Source organism: Xanthomonas sp. LMG 12461, from assembly GCF_009192935.1.
In the GTDB taxonomy this organism is placed as follows: Bacteria; Pseudomonadota; Gammaproteobacteria; order Xanthomonadales; family Xanthomonadaceae; genus Xanthomonas_A; species Xanthomonas_A sontii.
The window spans coordinates 1-16,749 of sequence record NZ_NQYT01000070.1 but is presented as its reverse complement, the minus strand read 5'-3'; the positions used below and the strand labels follow the sequence as shown (position 1 = coordinate 16,749).

The 16,749-nt window shown below is 69.9% G+C and carries 11 protein-coding genes and 1 pseudogene; 4 read left to right on the top strand and 8 right to left on the bottom strand.

Annotation, left to right across the window (positions count from 1 at the left end):
- Positions 1–578: 578 nt before the first annotated feature.
- Positions 579–3,419, top strand: coding sequence for a bifunctional [glutamate--ammonia ligase]-adenylyl-L-tyrosine phosphorylase/[glutamate--ammonia-ligase] adenylyltransferase (gene glnE / locus CEK68_RS17370; protein WP_152240140.1), 2,841 nt, complete (start codon positions 579–581; stop codon positions 3,417–3,419).
- Positions 3,420–3,646: 227 nt separating this feature from the next.
- On the opposite strand, the gene CEK68_RS17365 is transcribed toward glnE, so the two are convergent.
- From CEK68_RS17365 to CEK68_RS17350, 4 genes are all read right to left on the bottom strand, one after another.
- Complete coding sequence (locus CEK68_RS17365) at positions 3,647–4,174, bottom strand: hypothetical protein (protein WP_152240139.1); 528 nt, start codon at positions 4,172–4,174, stop codon at positions 3,647–3,649.
- Positions 4,175–4,286: 112 nt separating this feature from the next.
- Complete coding sequence (locus CEK68_RS17360; protein ID WP_017914641.1) at positions 4,287–4,844, bottom strand: queuosine precursor transporter; 558 nt, start codon at positions 4,842–4,844, stop codon at positions 4,287–4,289.
- Between the two features lie 499 nt (positions 4,845–5,343).
- Positions 5,344–6,414, bottom strand: coding sequence for a glycerophosphodiester phosphodiesterase (locus CEK68_RS17355; RefSeq protein WP_152240168.1), 1,071 nt, complete (start codon positions 6,412–6,414; stop codon positions 5,344–5,346).
- Between the two features lie 80 nt (positions 6,415–6,494).
- Positions 6,495–8,792 carry a TonB-dependent receptor gene (locus CEK68_RS17350; RefSeq protein WP_152240138.1) on the bottom strand — a complete coding sequence of 766 codons (2,298 nt, stop codon included), beginning with the start codon at positions 8,790–8,792 and terminating at the stop codon, positions 6,495–6,497.
- A gap of 1,145 nt (positions 8,793–9,937) precedes the next feature.
- Between CEK68_RS17350 and CEK68_RS17345 the strand changes: the two genes are divergently transcribed.
- Positions 9,938–11,812: a S53 family peptidase gene (locus tag CEK68_RS17345; RefSeq protein ID WP_193314240.1), complete on the top strand. Its 1,875-nt coding sequence runs from the start codon at positions 9,938–9,940 to the stop codon at positions 11,810–11,812.
- Between the two features lie 73 nt (positions 11,813–11,885).
- On the opposite strand, the gene CEK68_RS17340 is transcribed toward CEK68_RS17345, so the two are convergent.
- Entirely contained in the window at positions 11,886–12,857 is a 972-nt protein-coding gene (locus tag CEK68_RS17340) for a mitochondrial fission ELM1 family protein (protein WP_152240137.1), read from the bottom strand.
- 126 nt (positions 12,858–12,983) lie between these two features.
- Between CEK68_RS17340 and CEK68_RS17335 the strand changes: the two genes are divergently transcribed.
- Complete coding sequence (locus tag CEK68_RS17335; protein WP_017915369.1) at positions 12,984–13,574, top strand: malonic semialdehyde reductase; 591 nt, start codon at positions 12,984–12,986, stop codon at positions 13,572–13,574.
- 83 nt (positions 13,575–13,657) lie between these two features.
- The gene (locus CEK68_RS17330) at positions 13,658–14,296 is read left to right on the top strand and encodes a YceI family protein (RefSeq protein WP_017910034.1); all 639 of its coding nucleotides are present in this window, start codon (positions 13,658–13,660) and stop codon (positions 14,294–14,296) included.
- Between the two features lie 330 nt (positions 14,297–14,626).
- On the opposite strand, the gene CEK68_RS17325 is transcribed toward CEK68_RS17330, so the two are convergent.
- The 3 genes and pseudogenes from CEK68_RS17325 to CEK68_RS17315 all read right to left on the bottom strand — a co-directional run.
- Complete coding sequence (locus tag CEK68_RS17325) at positions 14,627–15,421, bottom strand: siderophore-interacting protein (RefSeq protein ID WP_152240136.1); 795 nt, start codon at positions 15,419–15,421, stop codon at positions 14,627–14,629.
- An 85-nt stretch (positions 15,422–15,506) separates the two neighbouring features.
- On the bottom strand, positions 15,507–16,052 hold the full coding sequence (locus CEK68_RS17320) for a PadR family transcriptional regulator (protein WP_152240135.1): 546 nt from the start codon (positions 16,050–16,052) through the stop codon (positions 15,507–15,509).
- A gap of 399 nt (positions 16,053–16,451) precedes the next feature.
- Positions 16,452–16,749: pseudogene (locus CEK68_RS17315) on the bottom strand (IS5/IS1182 family transposase); the annotation flags it as partial.

Here is a 16,749-nt window from a genome sequence, read left to right as displayed (position 1 = left end):
CAACGGCGCCGCACTGGTCTGCGGGGGCGATCCCGGACGGCCGCGTCAACACCACGGCGCTGCAGGATCGAAGAACGGAGCGGGCGGCGCAGGGCGCACAGGGGCTCCGTCGAGACGGCCATGATACACCATCGTCGTGACGGGGCTGGCGACAAGGTCTGCGAAACGTTGCGAAAAGTGCCGAAAAGCTGCGTTCTGCGCGGATTTCTGGAGCCGTGCGGGAATGGTCTCAGTCGTAACGTGCGACGGTGGAACGGCCTTGCGGCGTCGGATGCGCCGTCGGGTCGGGACTGAAGTCCCTCCCACAGTGCATTGCTGCACCGTGGGGTTGCCGAGAATGTGGGTGCTTCACCTGTGGGAGCGGCTTCAGCCGCGACGCGCGGTGGTGGGAGACCCAGCAAGCGTCGGACACGTCGGAATGAAGTTCCTCGTATGCAGCGCAGACAGCTCCGCCCTGGCTGGGGCCGATGCTGCAATCACGACGCTTTCCTTGCGCTCGCCGTGTCCGACGGCGCGCGTTTGATTGCATCCACGCTGCGGTCCTGTCCGCGGTCGCCGCGGGATGCCATCATCGGCCGATGGCTTCTGCTCCCTTCGCCGTTCCCGACGTCCTGCAACCCACGCTCGAACGCAGCCTGGCGCGCCTGCGCCACGCCGTCGCCGCGCAGCCGTGGCCGTCTCATCCCGGTTTCGAGGACGCGCTGGCGCGCGCGCTGCTGGCCAGCGATTTCCTGCTCGACACTCTGTGCCGGCAGCCGTCCTTGCTCGCGCACCTGACGCAGCCGGATCCGCCGCCGTTGCCGCTGCCGCAGCTGGATCCGGCGCAGCCCGCCGCATGGCCGGCGCAGTTGCGCCGCTACCGCGCGGCCGCCTCGGCGCGGCTGGTGTGGCGCGACGTGCTGGGCCTGGACGAGGTCGATGCGACCCTGGCCGGCAGCACGCGCTTGGCCGAGGACTGCCTGGCGCTGGCGCTGCAGGCGCTGGAGGGCGAGTTCGCCGCGCGCCACGGGGTGGTGCGTGCCGCCGACGGCAGCGTGCAGCGGCTGGTGGTATTCGGCCTGGGCAAGCTCGGCGGCGGCGAACTGAATTTCTCCTCCGACGTGGATCTGGTCTACGCCTATCCGCAGGGCGGCGAGTCCGACGGCGCGCGGGCGCTGGCCGCCGAGGAATACTTCGCGCGGCTCGGCCAGCGCCTGGCGCGGCTGCTCGACGAGACCACCGCCGACGGCTTCGCGCACCGCGTGGATCTGCGCCTGCGTCCGTTCGGCACGGCGGGCCGGGTGGCGCTGTCGTTCGCCGGCATGGACCAGTATTTCCAGCGCGAAGGCCGCGACTGGGAGCGCTACGCCTGGCTGAAGGCGCGCGCGGTGGCCGGCGACATCGCCGCCGGCGAGGAATGGCTGCAGGCGCTGCGCCCGTTCGTGTACCGGCGCTATCTCGACTACACCGCGCTGGACGGCCTGCGCGAGATGAAGGCGGCGATCACCGCCGAAGTGGCGCGCCACGACCGGCTGGACGACATCAAGCGCGGCGCCGGCGGCATCCGCGAGATCGAGTTCCTGGTGCAGTCGCTGCAGTTGATCCGCGGCGGCCGCGAACCCGCACTGCGCGAACGCCGCCTGTTGCCGGCGCTGCACGCGCTGGTCGCCGCCGGCCAGGTCGCCGCCGAGGACGGCGCAGCGCTCGCACAGGCGTATCGCGTCCTGCGCCAGGTGGAGAACCGCCTGCAGATGCTGCGCGATGCGCAGACCCACGCGCTGCCCGAGGATCCGCTGGACCGCGCGCGCATCGCCTTCGGCCTCGGCCATGCCGACTGGGCCGCGCTGCACGCGGCGCTGCAGGTGCAGCGCGATCGCGTCGCCGCCGAGTTCGCCGAACTGCTGGCGCCGCGCGAGCGCGCGCTGGCGCCCGATGCGCTGGCCGACTACTGGCGCAGCCTGCCCGACGCTGGCCAGGTGCAGGTGCTGCGCGAGGCTGGTTTCTCAGACCCTGACGGCGCCGACCAGGCCTTGCGCGGTTTCGTGCAGTCGCTGGGCGTGCGCACGCTCTCCGATGCCGCGCGTGCGCGCCTGGACCGGGTGCTGCCGGCGCTGCTGCATGCCGCGGCGCGCTCGGCGCAGGCCGATGCCGCCCTGCACCGCGTGCTCGGCCTGCTGCAGGCGATCCTGCGCCGGGCCAGCTACCTGGCCCTGCTCGACGAACAACCCAGCGCGCTGGCGCGGCTGGTCGACGTGCTGGCGCGCAGCGCCTTCCTGTCCGAACGGCTGGCCGCGCATCCGCTGCTGCTGGACGAACTGCTCGACAGCCGCGTGGACGGCGCGATGCCGGACCAGGCGGCGATGCAGCGGCTGTGCGATGCCGCGGTCGCCACCGCTGACGACGATCCGGAAGCTGCCTTGCGCGGCCTCAACGAAGCGCGCCAGGCGCTGAGTTTCCGCATCGCCCTGGCCACGCTGGACCGGCGCCAGCCCGCGCTCGACAGCGCCCGCCAGCTCGCGCAGCTGGCCGAGGCGGTGGTCGTGACGGTGCTGCGCCTGGCGCGTGCCGATCTGGTCGCCGCGCACGGCGAGGTGCCTGGCGGCAGTTTCGCCATCGTCGGTTACGGCAGCCTCGGCGGTGTGGAACTGGGCATCGGCTCGGACCTGGACCTGGTGTTCCTGTACGACCACCCGCCGGGCGTGGAGGCCTCGGCCGGGCCGCGGCCGCTGGAGAGCGGGCGCTGGTTCGCGCGGCTGGCGCAGAAGGTGATCGCGTTGCTCGGCGCGGTCACCGGTGGCGGCCGCCTGTACGACATCGACGTGCGCCTGCGCCCGGACGGCGGAAAGGGCGCGCTGGTGTCGTCGCTGGCCAGCTACCGCGAGTATCAGCGCGAGCGCGCCTGGACTTGGGAACACCAGGCGCTGGTGCGCGCGCGCGGCGTGGCCGGCGATGCGCCGCTGCTGCAGCAGTTCGAGCAGGTGCGCGCGCAGACCCTGGCGCGCCCGCGCGAGCCTGCAGCGCTGCGCGAGGAAGTGCGCAAGATGCGTGCGCGCATGCGTGCCGAACTCGACCGCAGCGATGCCGCGCGCTTCGACCTCAAGCAGGGCGCCGGCGGCCTGGTCGACCTGGAATTCCTGGTGCAGGCCGGCGTGCTGCTCGGCGCCGCGCAGCAGCCTGCGCTGCTGGCGCCGCGCGACACCCCGGCGCTGCTCGATGCGCTGGCGCACAGCGGCTGGCTGTCGCCTTCCATCGCTGCCAGCCTGCATGCCGCGCATGCCACGCTGGTCGAGGCCGGCCTGGCCTGCACGCTGGACCGGCGACCGCGCCTGACCGCGCCCACGGCCGAGATCGCCGCGGCGCGTGCGGCGATCCGACAGGCCGCGGTCGCGCTGGAGCTGGTGTTCGTCGAGGGCCGTGCGGACGGCGACGCGACGCGCTAGCGCGCCTGCCATCCTGACGCCAGGCGCAGGTGTGCACGTGCGATGGCGGCGGCGACACGCGTTTCTGGCAGCGTGCGTTTGCCGAATCGCGGCAGAAAACGCGTCGCCTGCGCTGTCTGCAATCCCCGGGGAGCCTGTGCACGCTGCCGCGCTACATCCGCAAACACGCCGCCTTGATCGCGGCGATCGGCGTCGGCATGCCGTTCCGCGCCGCGGTGGCGCGATTGCTACACGCTGACGTATTGAGACTGGAACCAGACCGCGTCGGGATCAGTGTCCACCACCTGGTCGGGATCCACGCCGAACAGCGCCTGGTAGGCGCGCTTCCACAGGCCGGCGCGACCGGCGCACAGGTCGTGCCACAGCGCATGGAAGGTCACTGACTCGAACACTCGCACCACGTCCACGACCTGCTCGAGGTAGGCCTGGAACAGGTAGACCCGCTCGCCGTCCACCAGGATGTTGACGTTGTGGATCAACTGCGACGGATCGCCCAGCAGCACGATGTTGACGAAGTCGCCGTCGCCGAAGGTCGGCAACGCCGCGTCCGCCAGGTACGGCGTGTTGCGCAAGGGCCGGTCGCGGCGCAGCAGCACCATTTCCAGCATCAGCGGGGCGAAGGTATTGCACGACCACGCTGGGTTGGAAACGGCGGGACTGGTCAGCGTGGCCAGCGCTGTGCCGGCCGGCTGCAGTTGCGCCAGGGTGGCGTTGAGCGCACTCAGCGCGAGGGCGGGGGTGACGTCGTGCGGCATGGGCGTGGTCTCGTCGCAGGCGCGGCGCACGGGACGTGCGCCGCCGATGGCCTGTTCAACGTCTGCCGTGGCCGCTTGTGAAGCCGCGCTTGCGCAAAGCGCGGCGCAGCCGTCAGCGCGTCGGCGCCATCCGCCACAGCAGCGCGCGGAACGGCGCCAGCAGGCACACGCCGATGCCCAGCTTCACTGCCAGGTCGCCGGCGGCCCAGCTCAGCCACGGCAGCGCCGAGCCGGCGAAGGCGATCGACCAGAAGATCGTGGTGTCCAGCGTCGCGCTGCAGGTGGTGGCGACGATCGGCGCGCGCCACCAGCGGCCGCGGCGCAGCCGGTCGAACACGGTGATGTCCAGCAACTGCGCGGCGATGAAGGCCAGGCACGAGGCCGCGGCGATGCGCGGGGTGGCGATCCAGATCGACAGCAGCACCGCCAGCGCGAAACCGCACCAGGCCACCCGCCGCGCCGCGCGCGGGCCGAAGCGGCGGTTGATCAGGTTGCTGACCAGGAACGCCAGCGGATAGCTGAAGGCGCCCCAGGTCAACCAGTCGTTGATCGGGAACTGCACCAGCACGTTCGACAGCAACACCACCGCGCCCATCGCCAGCACGGACAGCAGCAGCGCGCGCGGGGTCAGCGCGGCGAAAGTGGGCGAGGGAGCGGCAACGGACGGCACGGCGATCGGGGCAGGGGCGGCGGGCGCGCATTATCGCGGCCTGGACGCGCGATGACCAATGCCGGGCATGTGGACGATCTCAACGCCCCCGTGCGGCGTAGGAGTGGCTTCAGCCGCGACAGGGCGTATCCCGATCTCGCGTGGTCGCGGCTGAAGCCGCTCCTATCGTGGCAAACCCCACGATGAGAACCGCTGTTGCGATGCTCCAATTCCAACTTCGCCGCACCGGCACTGCCGGGAGGCTGCACTGTGGGAGGGACTTCAGTCCCGACCCGATGGCGCATCCGCTGCGCACAGTGCGCCCCGATCTCCACGCGTCGCGGCTGAAGCTGCTCCTGCAAATGGAACTCCGCGCTGGGGAACGCTGTTGCGATTCCCTATTCCCTATTCCCTATTCCCGGCTCTACCGCGGCTGAAGCCGTTCCTGCAAATGGAACTCCGCGCTGGGAACCGCTGTTGCGATTCCCCATTCCCCATTCCCCATTCCCCATTCTCGGCTTCACCGCGGCAGCGCCATCCCATCCACCGCCGCGCGGCCCACCGCCGGGTCGTCGGTGAAGAAGCCATCGATGCCGGCGTCGATCAGCGCGCGCATTTCCTTCATGCTGCCGGCGGCATTCACCGCCGCCGGGCCGCGCGCGTCCTGCAACTGCTTGGGCAGGAAATAGTTCTCCGGCCGGAACGTGTACGGAATCACCTGCAGGCCCGCCGCATGCGCATCGGCAACGAACGAGGTGGGCGGAGCCAGGGCGCCGTCGGCACTCACCGGCACGATCGCGCGCAGGTTGGGGCTGACCAGCTGCGCGTACTTGGCGATCGCGCGCAGGCCCTGTGCGCTGCCCATCTGCGCGTAGGTCGGGCCATTGCGCAACTGGTCGCCCGGGCGTTCCTTGGGATCGCCCAGCAACTGCACCAGGCGCACGTTCGGATGGGTGCTGCCCAACTTGCCGTGCAGCGATTCCAGGTTGCCGATCTCGAACGACTGGATCACCACCGGCGCCTTGCGCGTGTAGGCATGCGCATCGAGGGTGGCGACCAGCTTGTCTTCCATCGCCAGGCCGAGCCCGCGGAAGTAGGTGCCGTGCTTGATCTCGGGAATCAGCCCGATCGGCCGCCCGCGCGTGGCCGACTCGGCCGCGGTGAAGTCGATGATCTCGTCCATGGTCGGCACCTGGAACTGCCCGTCGAAGGCGGTGCCGCGCAGTTGCGGCAAGCGCTCGCGTGCGCGCAGGGTCTTCAGCTCGGCCAGGGTGAAGTCTTCGGTGAACCAGCCTTCCACGCGCTGTCCGTCGATCTGCTTGACGGTCTTGCGCGCGGCGAACTCCGGGTGCGCGGCCACGTCGGTGGTGCCGCCGATCTCGTTCTCGTGGCGCGCCACCAGCACGCCGTCCTTGGTCGAGACCAGGTCCGGCTCGATGAAGTCGGCGCCGTCGGCGATGGCCTTGGCGTAGGACGCCAGGGTGTGTTCGGGGCGCAGCGCGCTGGCGCCGCGGTGGCCGATCACCAGCGGCTTGTGCTCGCCTGGGGCGGCGGCCGGTGCGGCCGCCGCGGTGGTCGCCAACACGGCCATCGCGCATCCCAACAACCAGGAGGTGGATCGGATCATCGCATGCGTTCCGGTTCGGGGGCAGGCGGACAGGATGGACGCGCTCAGAAGCGCGCGTCCAGGGTCAGGAACGCCTGCCGCGGCGCGCTGGCGTGGAAGGCCAGCGAGCGGCCGTTCGGATCGCTGTTGCTGAAGGCGGTGAGGTTGGAGGCGTAGCGCTTGTCGGTGAGGTTGGTGACGTTCAACGACAGCTTCAGGTCCCGCAGGAACGACACCGCCCCGAAATCGTAGCCGGCGCCTGCATCGAAGGAGGTGTAGCCGCCGAAGCCCTGGTCGTTGGTGTAGGTGTAGTAGCGCTGGCCGGTGTACTTGCCGCGCAGGTTGGCGTTCCAACCGTTCCAGGTCCAGCTGAGTTCGCTGGCGAACATGCGCTTGGGCGTGTCCACGGTGGACTTGCCGGCGGTGGGGATGACCGCGCCGTTCTGCACGTAGTTGTCGTCGTAGGTGGAGCGGTTGATCGAGGCCGAGTTGTACCACTGCAGGTGCGCGGTCGGCTTCCAGATGAAGGTCAGCTCGCCGCCGCGGCTGCTCACCGAGCCGACGTTGAAGAAGCGCGTGGTGCACGCCGGGCTGGTGCCCTGCTGGATGCTCGGGCACGGGTTGAGCGAGAGCAGGCGGTTGTCGAAGGTGACGTCGTAGCCGACCAGCGAGGCCTCGAACTGGTCGCGCACCAGGCGGTAGCCGGCTTCGAAGGTCTTGGACTTCTCCGGCTGCAGCGCGCCGACGCTGGCGTCGAACGAGGCCTGGGTCACCAGCAGCGGGCCGCCGGCCCCGCCGCCCTGGAACGCGGCGATGTTCTCGGCGTAGGAGGCGAACACTTCCTGGCCCTCGGCCAGGCGGTAGCTCAGGCCGGCCTGCGGCAGCAGCGCCTTGCTGGCCTTCAGCTCGCCGTTGGCCACCGGCGCTTCCACTGCGATCCCCGGGGTCTCGCGCGCGGTCATGGTGGTGTGCGGGCTCTTGGCGCCGATGTCGAGGGTCAGGCGCTCGTCGAGCAGCTTGAAGGTGCCCTGCACGTAGGCCTGCTTGGTGGTGATGACGTAGTCCTGCGAGAACAGCCGGCGGTTCGGGTTGCTCAGGAAAATGTCGTCGTCGATCGGGCCGTCGATCCAGTAGAAGTTGCGCTCCACGTGGTGCTTGTTGCGCTCGTACCACACGCCCGCTTCCAGGTGGTGCGGGCCGATGTCCCAGCCCAGCGAGGCGATGCCGCCGGTGCGGTTGATGGTGTAGTTGGTGCTGCGGATCGAGATCGGCAGCGCCTGCGGCGTGCCCGGGTAGGACGGCTGGCCCGGCGACCACCAGTGGCCCTGGCCTTCGTTCTCGTGGTGGTAGACCTGGGTGTGCACGCTCACCGCATCGGACGGCTGGAAGTCGCCGGCCAGGTAGTACAGGTCGTCGTTGCGCAGCGCGCGGCTCTGGTAATAGGCGTCGTCGATGTTGTCCACGCCGCCGCTGTAGCCGCAACGGCTGGGGTTGCGCGTGGCCGGCGCGCAATAGGCCGCGGCCAGTGCGCGCTGCCAGTCCGGCGCATACAGGTTCCAGTCCCAGCCCAGGCCGCGGTGCAGACCGCTCTTGGACAGGTAGGCGTAGTCGGCCTGCGAGGTGCGCGAGGTGTCGACGAACGCGGTGATCTTGCCGCCTTCGAACTGGTACACGCCCTTGCCATTGAACTGCGCGGTGTGGGTCGGCGAACCCGGGGGGGCCCACATGTCGGCGTCGGCGTAGATGCCGGACAGGTAGGCGGAGAAGCCGTTGTGCTCGCCGGTATCCAGGCGCAGGTAGGTGCGGCGGTTGCTGTCCGAGCCGATGGTCTGCGCCAGGCGCACGCCGACCTCGGTGGACGGATCGTCGGAGTAGTACTGCACCGTGCCGCCGAGGTTGCTGGTGGAGGCCGTGCCCAGGCTGCCGATGCCCGAGGCCAGTTCCACGCCGCCGAAATTCTCGGCGATCAGCGCGCGGCTGATGTTCAGGCCGTTGTAGTTGCCGTAGGCGTTGTCGCCCAGCGGCAGGCCGTCGAGGGTGTAGCCCAGGCGCACGCCGTTGAAGCCACGCAGGCTGATGGTCTGCGATTCCTCGTTGGCGCCGAAGGCGTCGTTGGACTGCACGTTGACGCCGGGAATGCGGTTGAGCAGCTTCTGGATGCTGGTGCCCGGCGGCAGCACCGCCACGTCCTGCGCGGTGATGCGCTGCACCTGGCGGGTTTCGCCCTGGCCGATCACCGACACCGCATCGAGTTGCTGCACGTCGGCCGCGGCGCCATCGGCGGTGGGTTCTGCGGCAGTGGCGGCGAAGGGCGACAACAGGGCGGCGAGGATCGCCGTGCTCAGCAGGGAATGGAGAGGCATGCGCGAGGGGAATTCGTAAAGGAAGTGCGCACACGATGCGACAGCGACGTTGCAGGTTGGCGTCATCGGCGTTGCGGTTGTCATGCAGCGGTCCTGCGGCATGGCGTTCGTGTCGCAGCCGCCGGGCGCGCGATGACCGCAGGCGCGCCATCGTGCGACATCGCGGAAGAAGCGGCGTGGCGCGCGCGTGTAGACATCAATGCGATACAGAGTGTCGCCGATTGCCATGCATGACGAGTGGTGAACACATGTAGGCGTGTGTGTCGGAGACCCGGCGAAACATGCTGTTTCCAAAGTCGAAAACGGCGTCGTCCGTCAAAGTTTTGTAGTGCGCTCCTCCTCAATGATCACGCCTCGCCCAAGCCCGACGACGTGCCGATGCGTGCAGACATGAGCAGGAAGCACAGTGCCCTCGCGTCGCTCGGAGCGTCGTTCGCGTGCGCTGTTGGGCCCTCGCCTCGACAGGTCTGCGCGCGCCGTACCCTCACCCCAACCCCTCTCCCGATGGGAGAGGGGCTCAGTGTCTCCCTTCTCCCATCGGGAGAAGGTGCCCCGCAGGGGCGGATGAGGGTCCGGACGCAGGCTCGCAGCAACAAACCACGCGTGCGCTTCGCGCGCCGTACCCTCACCCCAACCCCTCTCCCGGTGGGAGAGGGGCTCAGCGTCTCCCTTCTCCCCCCGGGAGAAGGTGCCCCGCAGGGGCGGATGAGGGTACGGGCGCAGCCTCGCAGCAACAAACCACGCGTGCGCTGCGCGCGCCGCACCCTCACCCCAACCCCTCTCCCGGTGGGAGAGGGGCGCAGCGTCTCCCTTCTCCCATCGGGAGAAGGTGCCCCGAAGGGGCGGATGAGGGTACGGGCGAAGCCTCGCAGCAACGAACCACGCACGCGCTGCGCGCACCGTACCCTCACCCCAACCCCTCTCCCGGTGGGAGAGGGGCTCAGCGTCTCCCTTCTCCCCCCGGAGAAGGTGCCCCGCAGGGGCGGATGAGGGTACGGGCGCAGCCTCGTCGCAACGAACCACGCGCGCACTTCGTGCTTCCCACCCTCACTCCAACCTCTCTCCCGAGGGAAGAGGGGCCATCGATTTCCCACCGCGAGGCCGCCACGGCCTCGTCCACCCGCTCTACCCCCGGAGAGACGCCCATGCTTGATCGCATCCGCCGTCGGCCCTTGCTGGCTGCCGTGTTGTCCGCTTCCCTGCTGTGCGCGCTCGGCACCGCCAATGCCGTGCCCGACGCCTCCATCGCGGCGATGACCGCAACGCTGCGCGCCGCGCCGGTCAACTTCGACGTGCACTTGCCGTTGCGCGACCAGGCCGGCCTGGACGCGTTGCTGGCCGACATCCAGGATCCGGTCTCCCCGCAGTATCACCATTGGCTGACGCCGGCCGAATTCCAGCGCCGCTTCGCGCCGGCACCGGCGCAGGTCGCGCAGGTGCGTGCCGCGCTGCAGGCCGCGCACATGAACGTCACCGAGCAGGGCAACACCCTGCATGTCAGTGCGAGCGCGAACAACGTCGAGCGCTTGTTCGCGGCGCCGCTGACCGCCGAGGTACAGCAGGGCAGTCAGGCCCACCTCGCCGCCGCCGCGCCCCTGCAACTGCCCGCTGCGCTGCGCGACAGCGGTGCGACGGTGACCGGCCTGACCCGCGGTGTGCCGCCGATGCACGTCAACTGGCAGCGCGCAGCCACCAAGAATCCCGCCAACCGCTACGGCGCCGGCGGCACCACCTATTGGTACAACGACCTCAAGCAGGCCTACGGCTATCCGTCCTACCAGGCCACCACCGGCGCGGCCGGGCAGCAGCGCCGGCTCGACGGCACCGGCAGCACCATCGCCATCCTGATCAGCAGCGACGTGCTGGATTCGGACATCAAGGCGATGTTCGACCACGAAAACTTCAGCCGCTACGCCGCCAACCACGCCGACCCGACCCTGTACGCGCGCCACTACGTGGCCGGCGCCACGCCGGGCCTGCAGGACGGCAACGACGCCGCGGCGAGCGAGGCCGCGCTCGACGTGGAGATGGCGCTGGGCGGCGCGCCGGGCGCGCACGTGCTGCTGTACGTGATCCCGGATCTGAGCGACGCCTCGGTGCTGGCCGGCTACCGGCAGATCGTGCAGGACAACCAGGCCGATGTCGTCAGCTCCTCGTTCGGCGGCTGCGAGCTGTACTACACCGCGGCCTACAACGGCGGCAAGGATTTCACCTCGCTGCTGCGTCCCTACGATGCGGTGTTCAAGCAGGGCAACGCGCAGGGCATCACCTTCGTCGCCTCCAGTGGCGACAACGCCGGCCTGGACTGCGCCGACACGCAGTACGCGGTCGACCACAAGGACGGCCGCTTCGTCGCCGGCGTCGAACACCCGGCGGCCAGCCCGCACGTGACCGCGGTCGGCGGCGGCAACCTGCTCACTGCGTACAAGAAGGGCAGCCTGGAATCCGGCTACAAGAGCGAAAGCGCCTACGGCGATCCGCTGGAGACCGCCGACTACTACGGCGTCGGCGCGAACCTGGCCGGCGGCTACTGGGGCGCCGGTGGCGGCGTCAGCGCCCTGTTCCAGCGTCCGGCCTACCAGTTGCGTGCACTCGGCGGGACGCGCACGTCCATGCGCGCGCTGCCGGACATCGGCATGCTGGTCGGCGGCTGCCCGGGGATTGCGACGCAGCCGTGCCGTGAGGGCGACAGCTCGGTGGCCACCTACTTCAAGGGCGGCATCTCGGCGATGATCGGCACCAGCGTCGCCGCGCCGGAATTCGCCAGCGCGGTCGCGCTGCTGGTGGAGAAGCAGGGCCGCCAGGGCAATCTCAACGATTACCTGTACCGCCTGGCCGCCAATGGGCCGGAGGCGCTGCATCGCGGCATCCCCGGCTACAACGGCGTGGTCGACAACAACCAGCCGATCAAGGGCAAGTACAACTACACGGTCGGCGTGGGCACGCCGGTGGTGCGGCTGCTGATCGGCGCGCTGGATGCGGCGCCGGCCGGCGTGCCGCGTTCGCCGAGCAACCCCTGACATAGCGTGATGTGACGCGTTGGGCCCGGTTGCCGTGTCGGTGTCGTGGCAGCGACGCCGGCACGGCGGCCGATCAGGCCAGCGCCAGGCGGTCGCGGATCAGCGCGGCCACCCGCGCGGTTTCGCGCAGCGGTGCGATGCCGGCGGCGTACGCGTCGCCGGGATCTTGCGCCGGAAGTAGGCGTCCACGCGCCTGCAAAGCACGATGGAAATCCAGGGCGCGGCCACGCGCCGTCTCCGGCATCAGTACCTGCACCGGCACGCGCGTGGCGCAGGCTTCGGATAGCAGGTTCACCGAGTCCGGCGTGCACACGAGACGCTCGGCCCAGCCGAGCAGGCCGGCATAGGGATTGGCGCCGTCGTCCGCGCCGCCCCACACCATGCCCGGCACGTCGGCAAACGTGCGGCGCAAGGCCGCGGCCACCGCAGGCGGCGTGCGCCGCGATGCGCTGGCGAGGAGGCTGCCGCCGTGCGCGCGCAACTGTGCGGCGATGTCGGCGAAGGCGGCCTGTGCCTGTGCTGCGCTCCACGGCGCCAGCCCGGAGGGGCCGCCCACCAACAGACCGATGCGCGGCGAGGGCAATGCGCCCAACGCAGGAAACGCCGTGCGCCCGGCCGCCAGCCAGGCATCGTCGATCGGATGCAGGCTGCCGAGCAGGGTCAGCACATTGGGGCCGCGCAGGCGATCGTGTTCCGGCACCACCACTACGTCCCAGTGTCGCGGGTCCAGCCGCGGATCCAGGATCTGCACCACCTGGCTGCCGCGCGTGCGCAGCAGCCGCGTCGCCAGTGCCGCCTGGCGGCCGCAGCCCACGGCGAGCGGCGGCGGCTGCTGCACTGCTGCGGCGAATGTCGCGCCGTACGCATGCTGCGCGCCGGGCAGCCAGCGTGGCGCCAACCAGCGCCACGGCATGTGCGGCTGCAACACCTGCGCCTGGATCGGTGCCGCGGCCGGAAGCGCCAACGCGCTAGCCAGCGCCTCGGCCTGGCGGGCGTTGCCGGCGCGGCCATCGCTAATCGCCCAGGTCGCGTCCGATCGTTTCACGTTTGGTAGTAATCCGTTGCATCGCGGCCGGGTGTTGCGACAATCGTGCCACTCTACACTGGCCGCCTCGCATCGGGACGGCCCCACCGGCCTCCTGGCGCTTCCCTCGATCAAGGAACTTCCTCCATGTCCGACGCCTTGCACGACGCCGCCCTCGACCAGTTGTTCCGCACCGCGCGCACCCAGAACGCGTTCCTGGACAAGCCGGTCGCCGAAGACACCCTGCGTGCCCTGTACGACCTGGTGAAGTGGGGCCCGACCGCGGCCAACGGCAGCCCGGCACGCTTCGTCTTCGTCACCTCGCCGCAGGCCAAGGAAAAGCTCAAGCCGGCGCTGTCCGAGGGCAACCTGGCCAAGACCCTGGCCGCGCCGGTCACGGTGATCGTGGCCCACGACGAGGACTTCCACGAGAAGCTGCCGTATCTGTTCCCGCACACCGATGCCAAGAGCTGGTTCGACGGCCCGCGCGAAGGCCGCAGCGAAGGCGCGTTCCGCAACGGCTCGCTGCAGGGCGCCTACCTGATCCTGGCCGCGCGTGCGCTGGGCCTGGATGCCGGTCCCATGTCCGGCTTCGACAACGCCAAGGTCGATGCCGCGTTCTTCGCGGGCACTGCGATCAAATCCAACTTCCTGGTCAACCTCGGCTACGGCGATCCCAGCGGCCTGTTCCCGCGCCTGCCGCGGCTGAGTTTCGACGAGGCCGCGCGCATCGAGTGAGCGCGCGCGTTCCGCTTTCGTGTCCCACCGCAGGCCCGCGCCTGCCGCAGTTTCGTCCCATCACCCCTCCAAGGAGTTCCACCATGACCAAGACCCGCAAACTGCTGCTCCCGCTCGCCATGGCCCTGGCCGTCGTCGTCGCCCAGCCGGCCACCAGCGCCTTCGCCGCCCCGGCCGCCGCCGCTGCCGCCGCCAAGGGCGTCTCCGGCACCTACACGCTCGACCCGGCCCACACCGACGTGCTGGTGCAGTGGAGCCACTTCGGCTTCTCCAACCCGTCCGCGCACTTCGGCGACGTCGACGGCACCCTGGTCTACAACGCCCAGGACGTGAGCAAGTCCAGCGTCAACGTGACCCTGCCGCTGTCCGGCCTCAACAGCTTCACCGCCAAGTTCGACGAGCACCTGAAGAGCGCCGACTTCTTCGACGCCGCCAAGTTCCCCACTGCCACCTTCAAGAGCACCAAGGTGACCTCGGCCGGCGGCAACAAGCTGACCGTCGCCGGCGACCTGACCATCAAGGGCACGACCAAGCCGGTGGTGCTGGCGGTGACCCTCAACGGTGCCGGTCCGCACCCGATGAAGAAGGTGCCGGCGCTGGGCTTCGACGCCACCACCACGGTCAAGCGCAGCGACTTCGGCCTGGGCGCCTACGTGCCGAACGTCAGCGACGAGGTGAAGATCCGCATCACCACCGAAGCGCTGCAGGCAGCGGCCAAGTAAGGCCGCCTGTGGTCGCGGCGGCGGCGCTTCGCGCGCTGCCGTCTGCCGCAATGCAAACGCCCGCCATTCGGCGGGCGTTTGTGTTTTCGGGATCTCGCTGTGTGCAGTGCAATGAAACTGCGCGCGAAAGACGCACCGTAGGGGCGGCTTCAGCCGCGATGGCCTTACCGCGATGGTTCTTGGCGAAGCCCCGCATGCGCCCGAAGCGCCAGGCGCGTCCTTACCCTCACCCCAACCCCTCTCCCGGTGGGAGAGGGGCTGTTGCGCCGGGTTGCGGTGTGTTCGGTGCCTGCCGTCCTGCGCGTGCTTTTTGCTTTTTCGACGCGGCTTTCAGTCTTCGGCCGCGTCCCCGCCCGCCTTCCAATACCCCGTCGCGCGGATCCACTCCTTGGGCACGCCCAGGTGGCCTTCGACGAACTTGCGCATCATTCGCGCGCGGGCCGATTCGCAGGCGATCCAGTAGAACGCATCGCCGTCGGGCGGGTCGAAGTCGCGCAGGGCGCCTTCCAGCAACTGGCTGCTGCGCGCGTCCACGCCGTTGCGCTCCAGCCAGGTGATGCGCAGCTCGGCGTCGCACTCCAGCGCCTGCCGGTCGGCGTAGCCGGGGATCTCGATCAGCGCGTCGACTTCCGCGTCGGCCGGCAGGGTTTCCAGCCAGCGGCCGATCGCCGGCAGCGCGGTCTCGTCACCGATCAGCACGTACGCATCGAAATCGTCGGCGGCGACGAACGAGCCGCGCGGCCCGCCGACGACCAGCGCATCGCCCGGGTCGGCCTGCGCCGCCCAGCGGCAGGCCGGGCCGTCGCCGTGCAACACGAAGTCCAGGGTCAGTTCCTGCGCGTCGGCGTCGTAGTGGCGCGGGGTGTAGTCGCGTGCAGGCGAGGGCAGCGCGTCGGCCGGATACACCGGGCCGTGCTCGGTCATCGTCGGCAGCACGAACGCGCCTTCGGGATTGGGGAAGAACAGCTTGACGTGGTCGTCCGGCCCGGCGCTGACGAAGCCGTCCAGTTCGGGGCCGCCGACGACGATGCGGCGCATGTGCGGGGTCAGTGGTTGCGTGCGCAGCACCTGCAGATGGCGCAGGCGCAGCGGGTGGCGCAGCAGGCGGTGTTCGTGGGTCGCCATGGGAATCCTCGGAAGTGGGGGAGAGGGTTGGCAGGCGACGCGGACGCCGAAAGCGCTAATGTCCGCGTGCTGGCTGGAAGGGGAATCAGGGTGCGTTGCCATCCATGCCGTCGGCGGCGGCATGCAACAGCGCGGCGACGCGCTCGATCTCGTCCGGGCTCCAGCGCCCGTGCCGCGCCAGCAGGCCGTGCTTGATGCGGCGCATCGCCTCGCGTACGGGCGCGGGCACGTTGGCGCGCACCAGCGCACGCGCGCTGTGCTGGGTGCGCTGCAGCGCCGCGTCCACCTGCGCGCGCTCGTTGCGCACGAAGGCCTGGCCGGCTTCGGTGATCGCATAGCGCTTGCGGGTGGCGTCGGCATCGGCCTGCACCAGGCCCTGCGCTTCCAGTTGCGCCAGGGTCGGGTAGACCGTGCCGGCGCTGGGCGTGTACAGGCCATGGAACAGCTCGGCGACCGCGCGGATCAACTCGTAGCCGTGGCGCGGCTGGGTCTCGATCATCGCCAGCAGCAACAGCCGCAGGTCGCCATGGCCGAGCGGACGGGGACCGCGTGCGCCACGGCCGCGGCCGGCCCGGTCCTCCTCGAACAGGCGGTGCGCGGGGGGCGTGCCGGGGGCGTGGGGTCGTCGCATTTCGATATGTCGAATTTGATGCGAAAACGATATATCGAAGTTGTGCGGTCGGCAAGCGCTTGGCAGGCCGGGCGCGGGAGCGCGGTGGGATTGGTTCAGTCAGGACGGCAGCGCGCGTTTGCGTCCTGCGCGTGCGTGCGGTGTGCTTGGGAGTTCTGCGGGGATGAGTTGTCCAAGTTGCATCGGCCAGCGGTGGCCCTTGTGAGAGTCAGCTGGTCATGCAGTCGCGAAAAGGGAAGCCGGAAGCCGACTGACACCCTCCCTCGTCGGGACTGAAGGGCACCTCGAACAACCTGCCAGGACCTGGAGCCAGGGGTAGCATCTGTCGCAACGGCACCAGAGCAGCGCCTGATCGTGGTGGTTGGGAGGCTGAGGTGGCCGCTGGGCTACCTCAGCCGATCACGCTGGCACCATGGCCCGCTCCTGTAGCCGTGCCAGCCGCATCACGTTATGGCTGGCGACCTTCAGCCCGATCACCACCTTTGCCCGCGCCAAGCCGATGCAGCGTACGAACTTGCCGCCTTGTTGGGCCAAGCGCGCAAACGGGTGCTCGCCGAACACCCGATCCTTGGCAATGCGACGGTTCCGGCGCTTTGCTGCTTCGCTCAAGGGCTTGCGCGCATGCCCTTGATGTTGGATCGCGGGGCGGTAACCACGCCTTTTCAGGTCTGCTTCGCGCGCTGCATCGGCATACCCG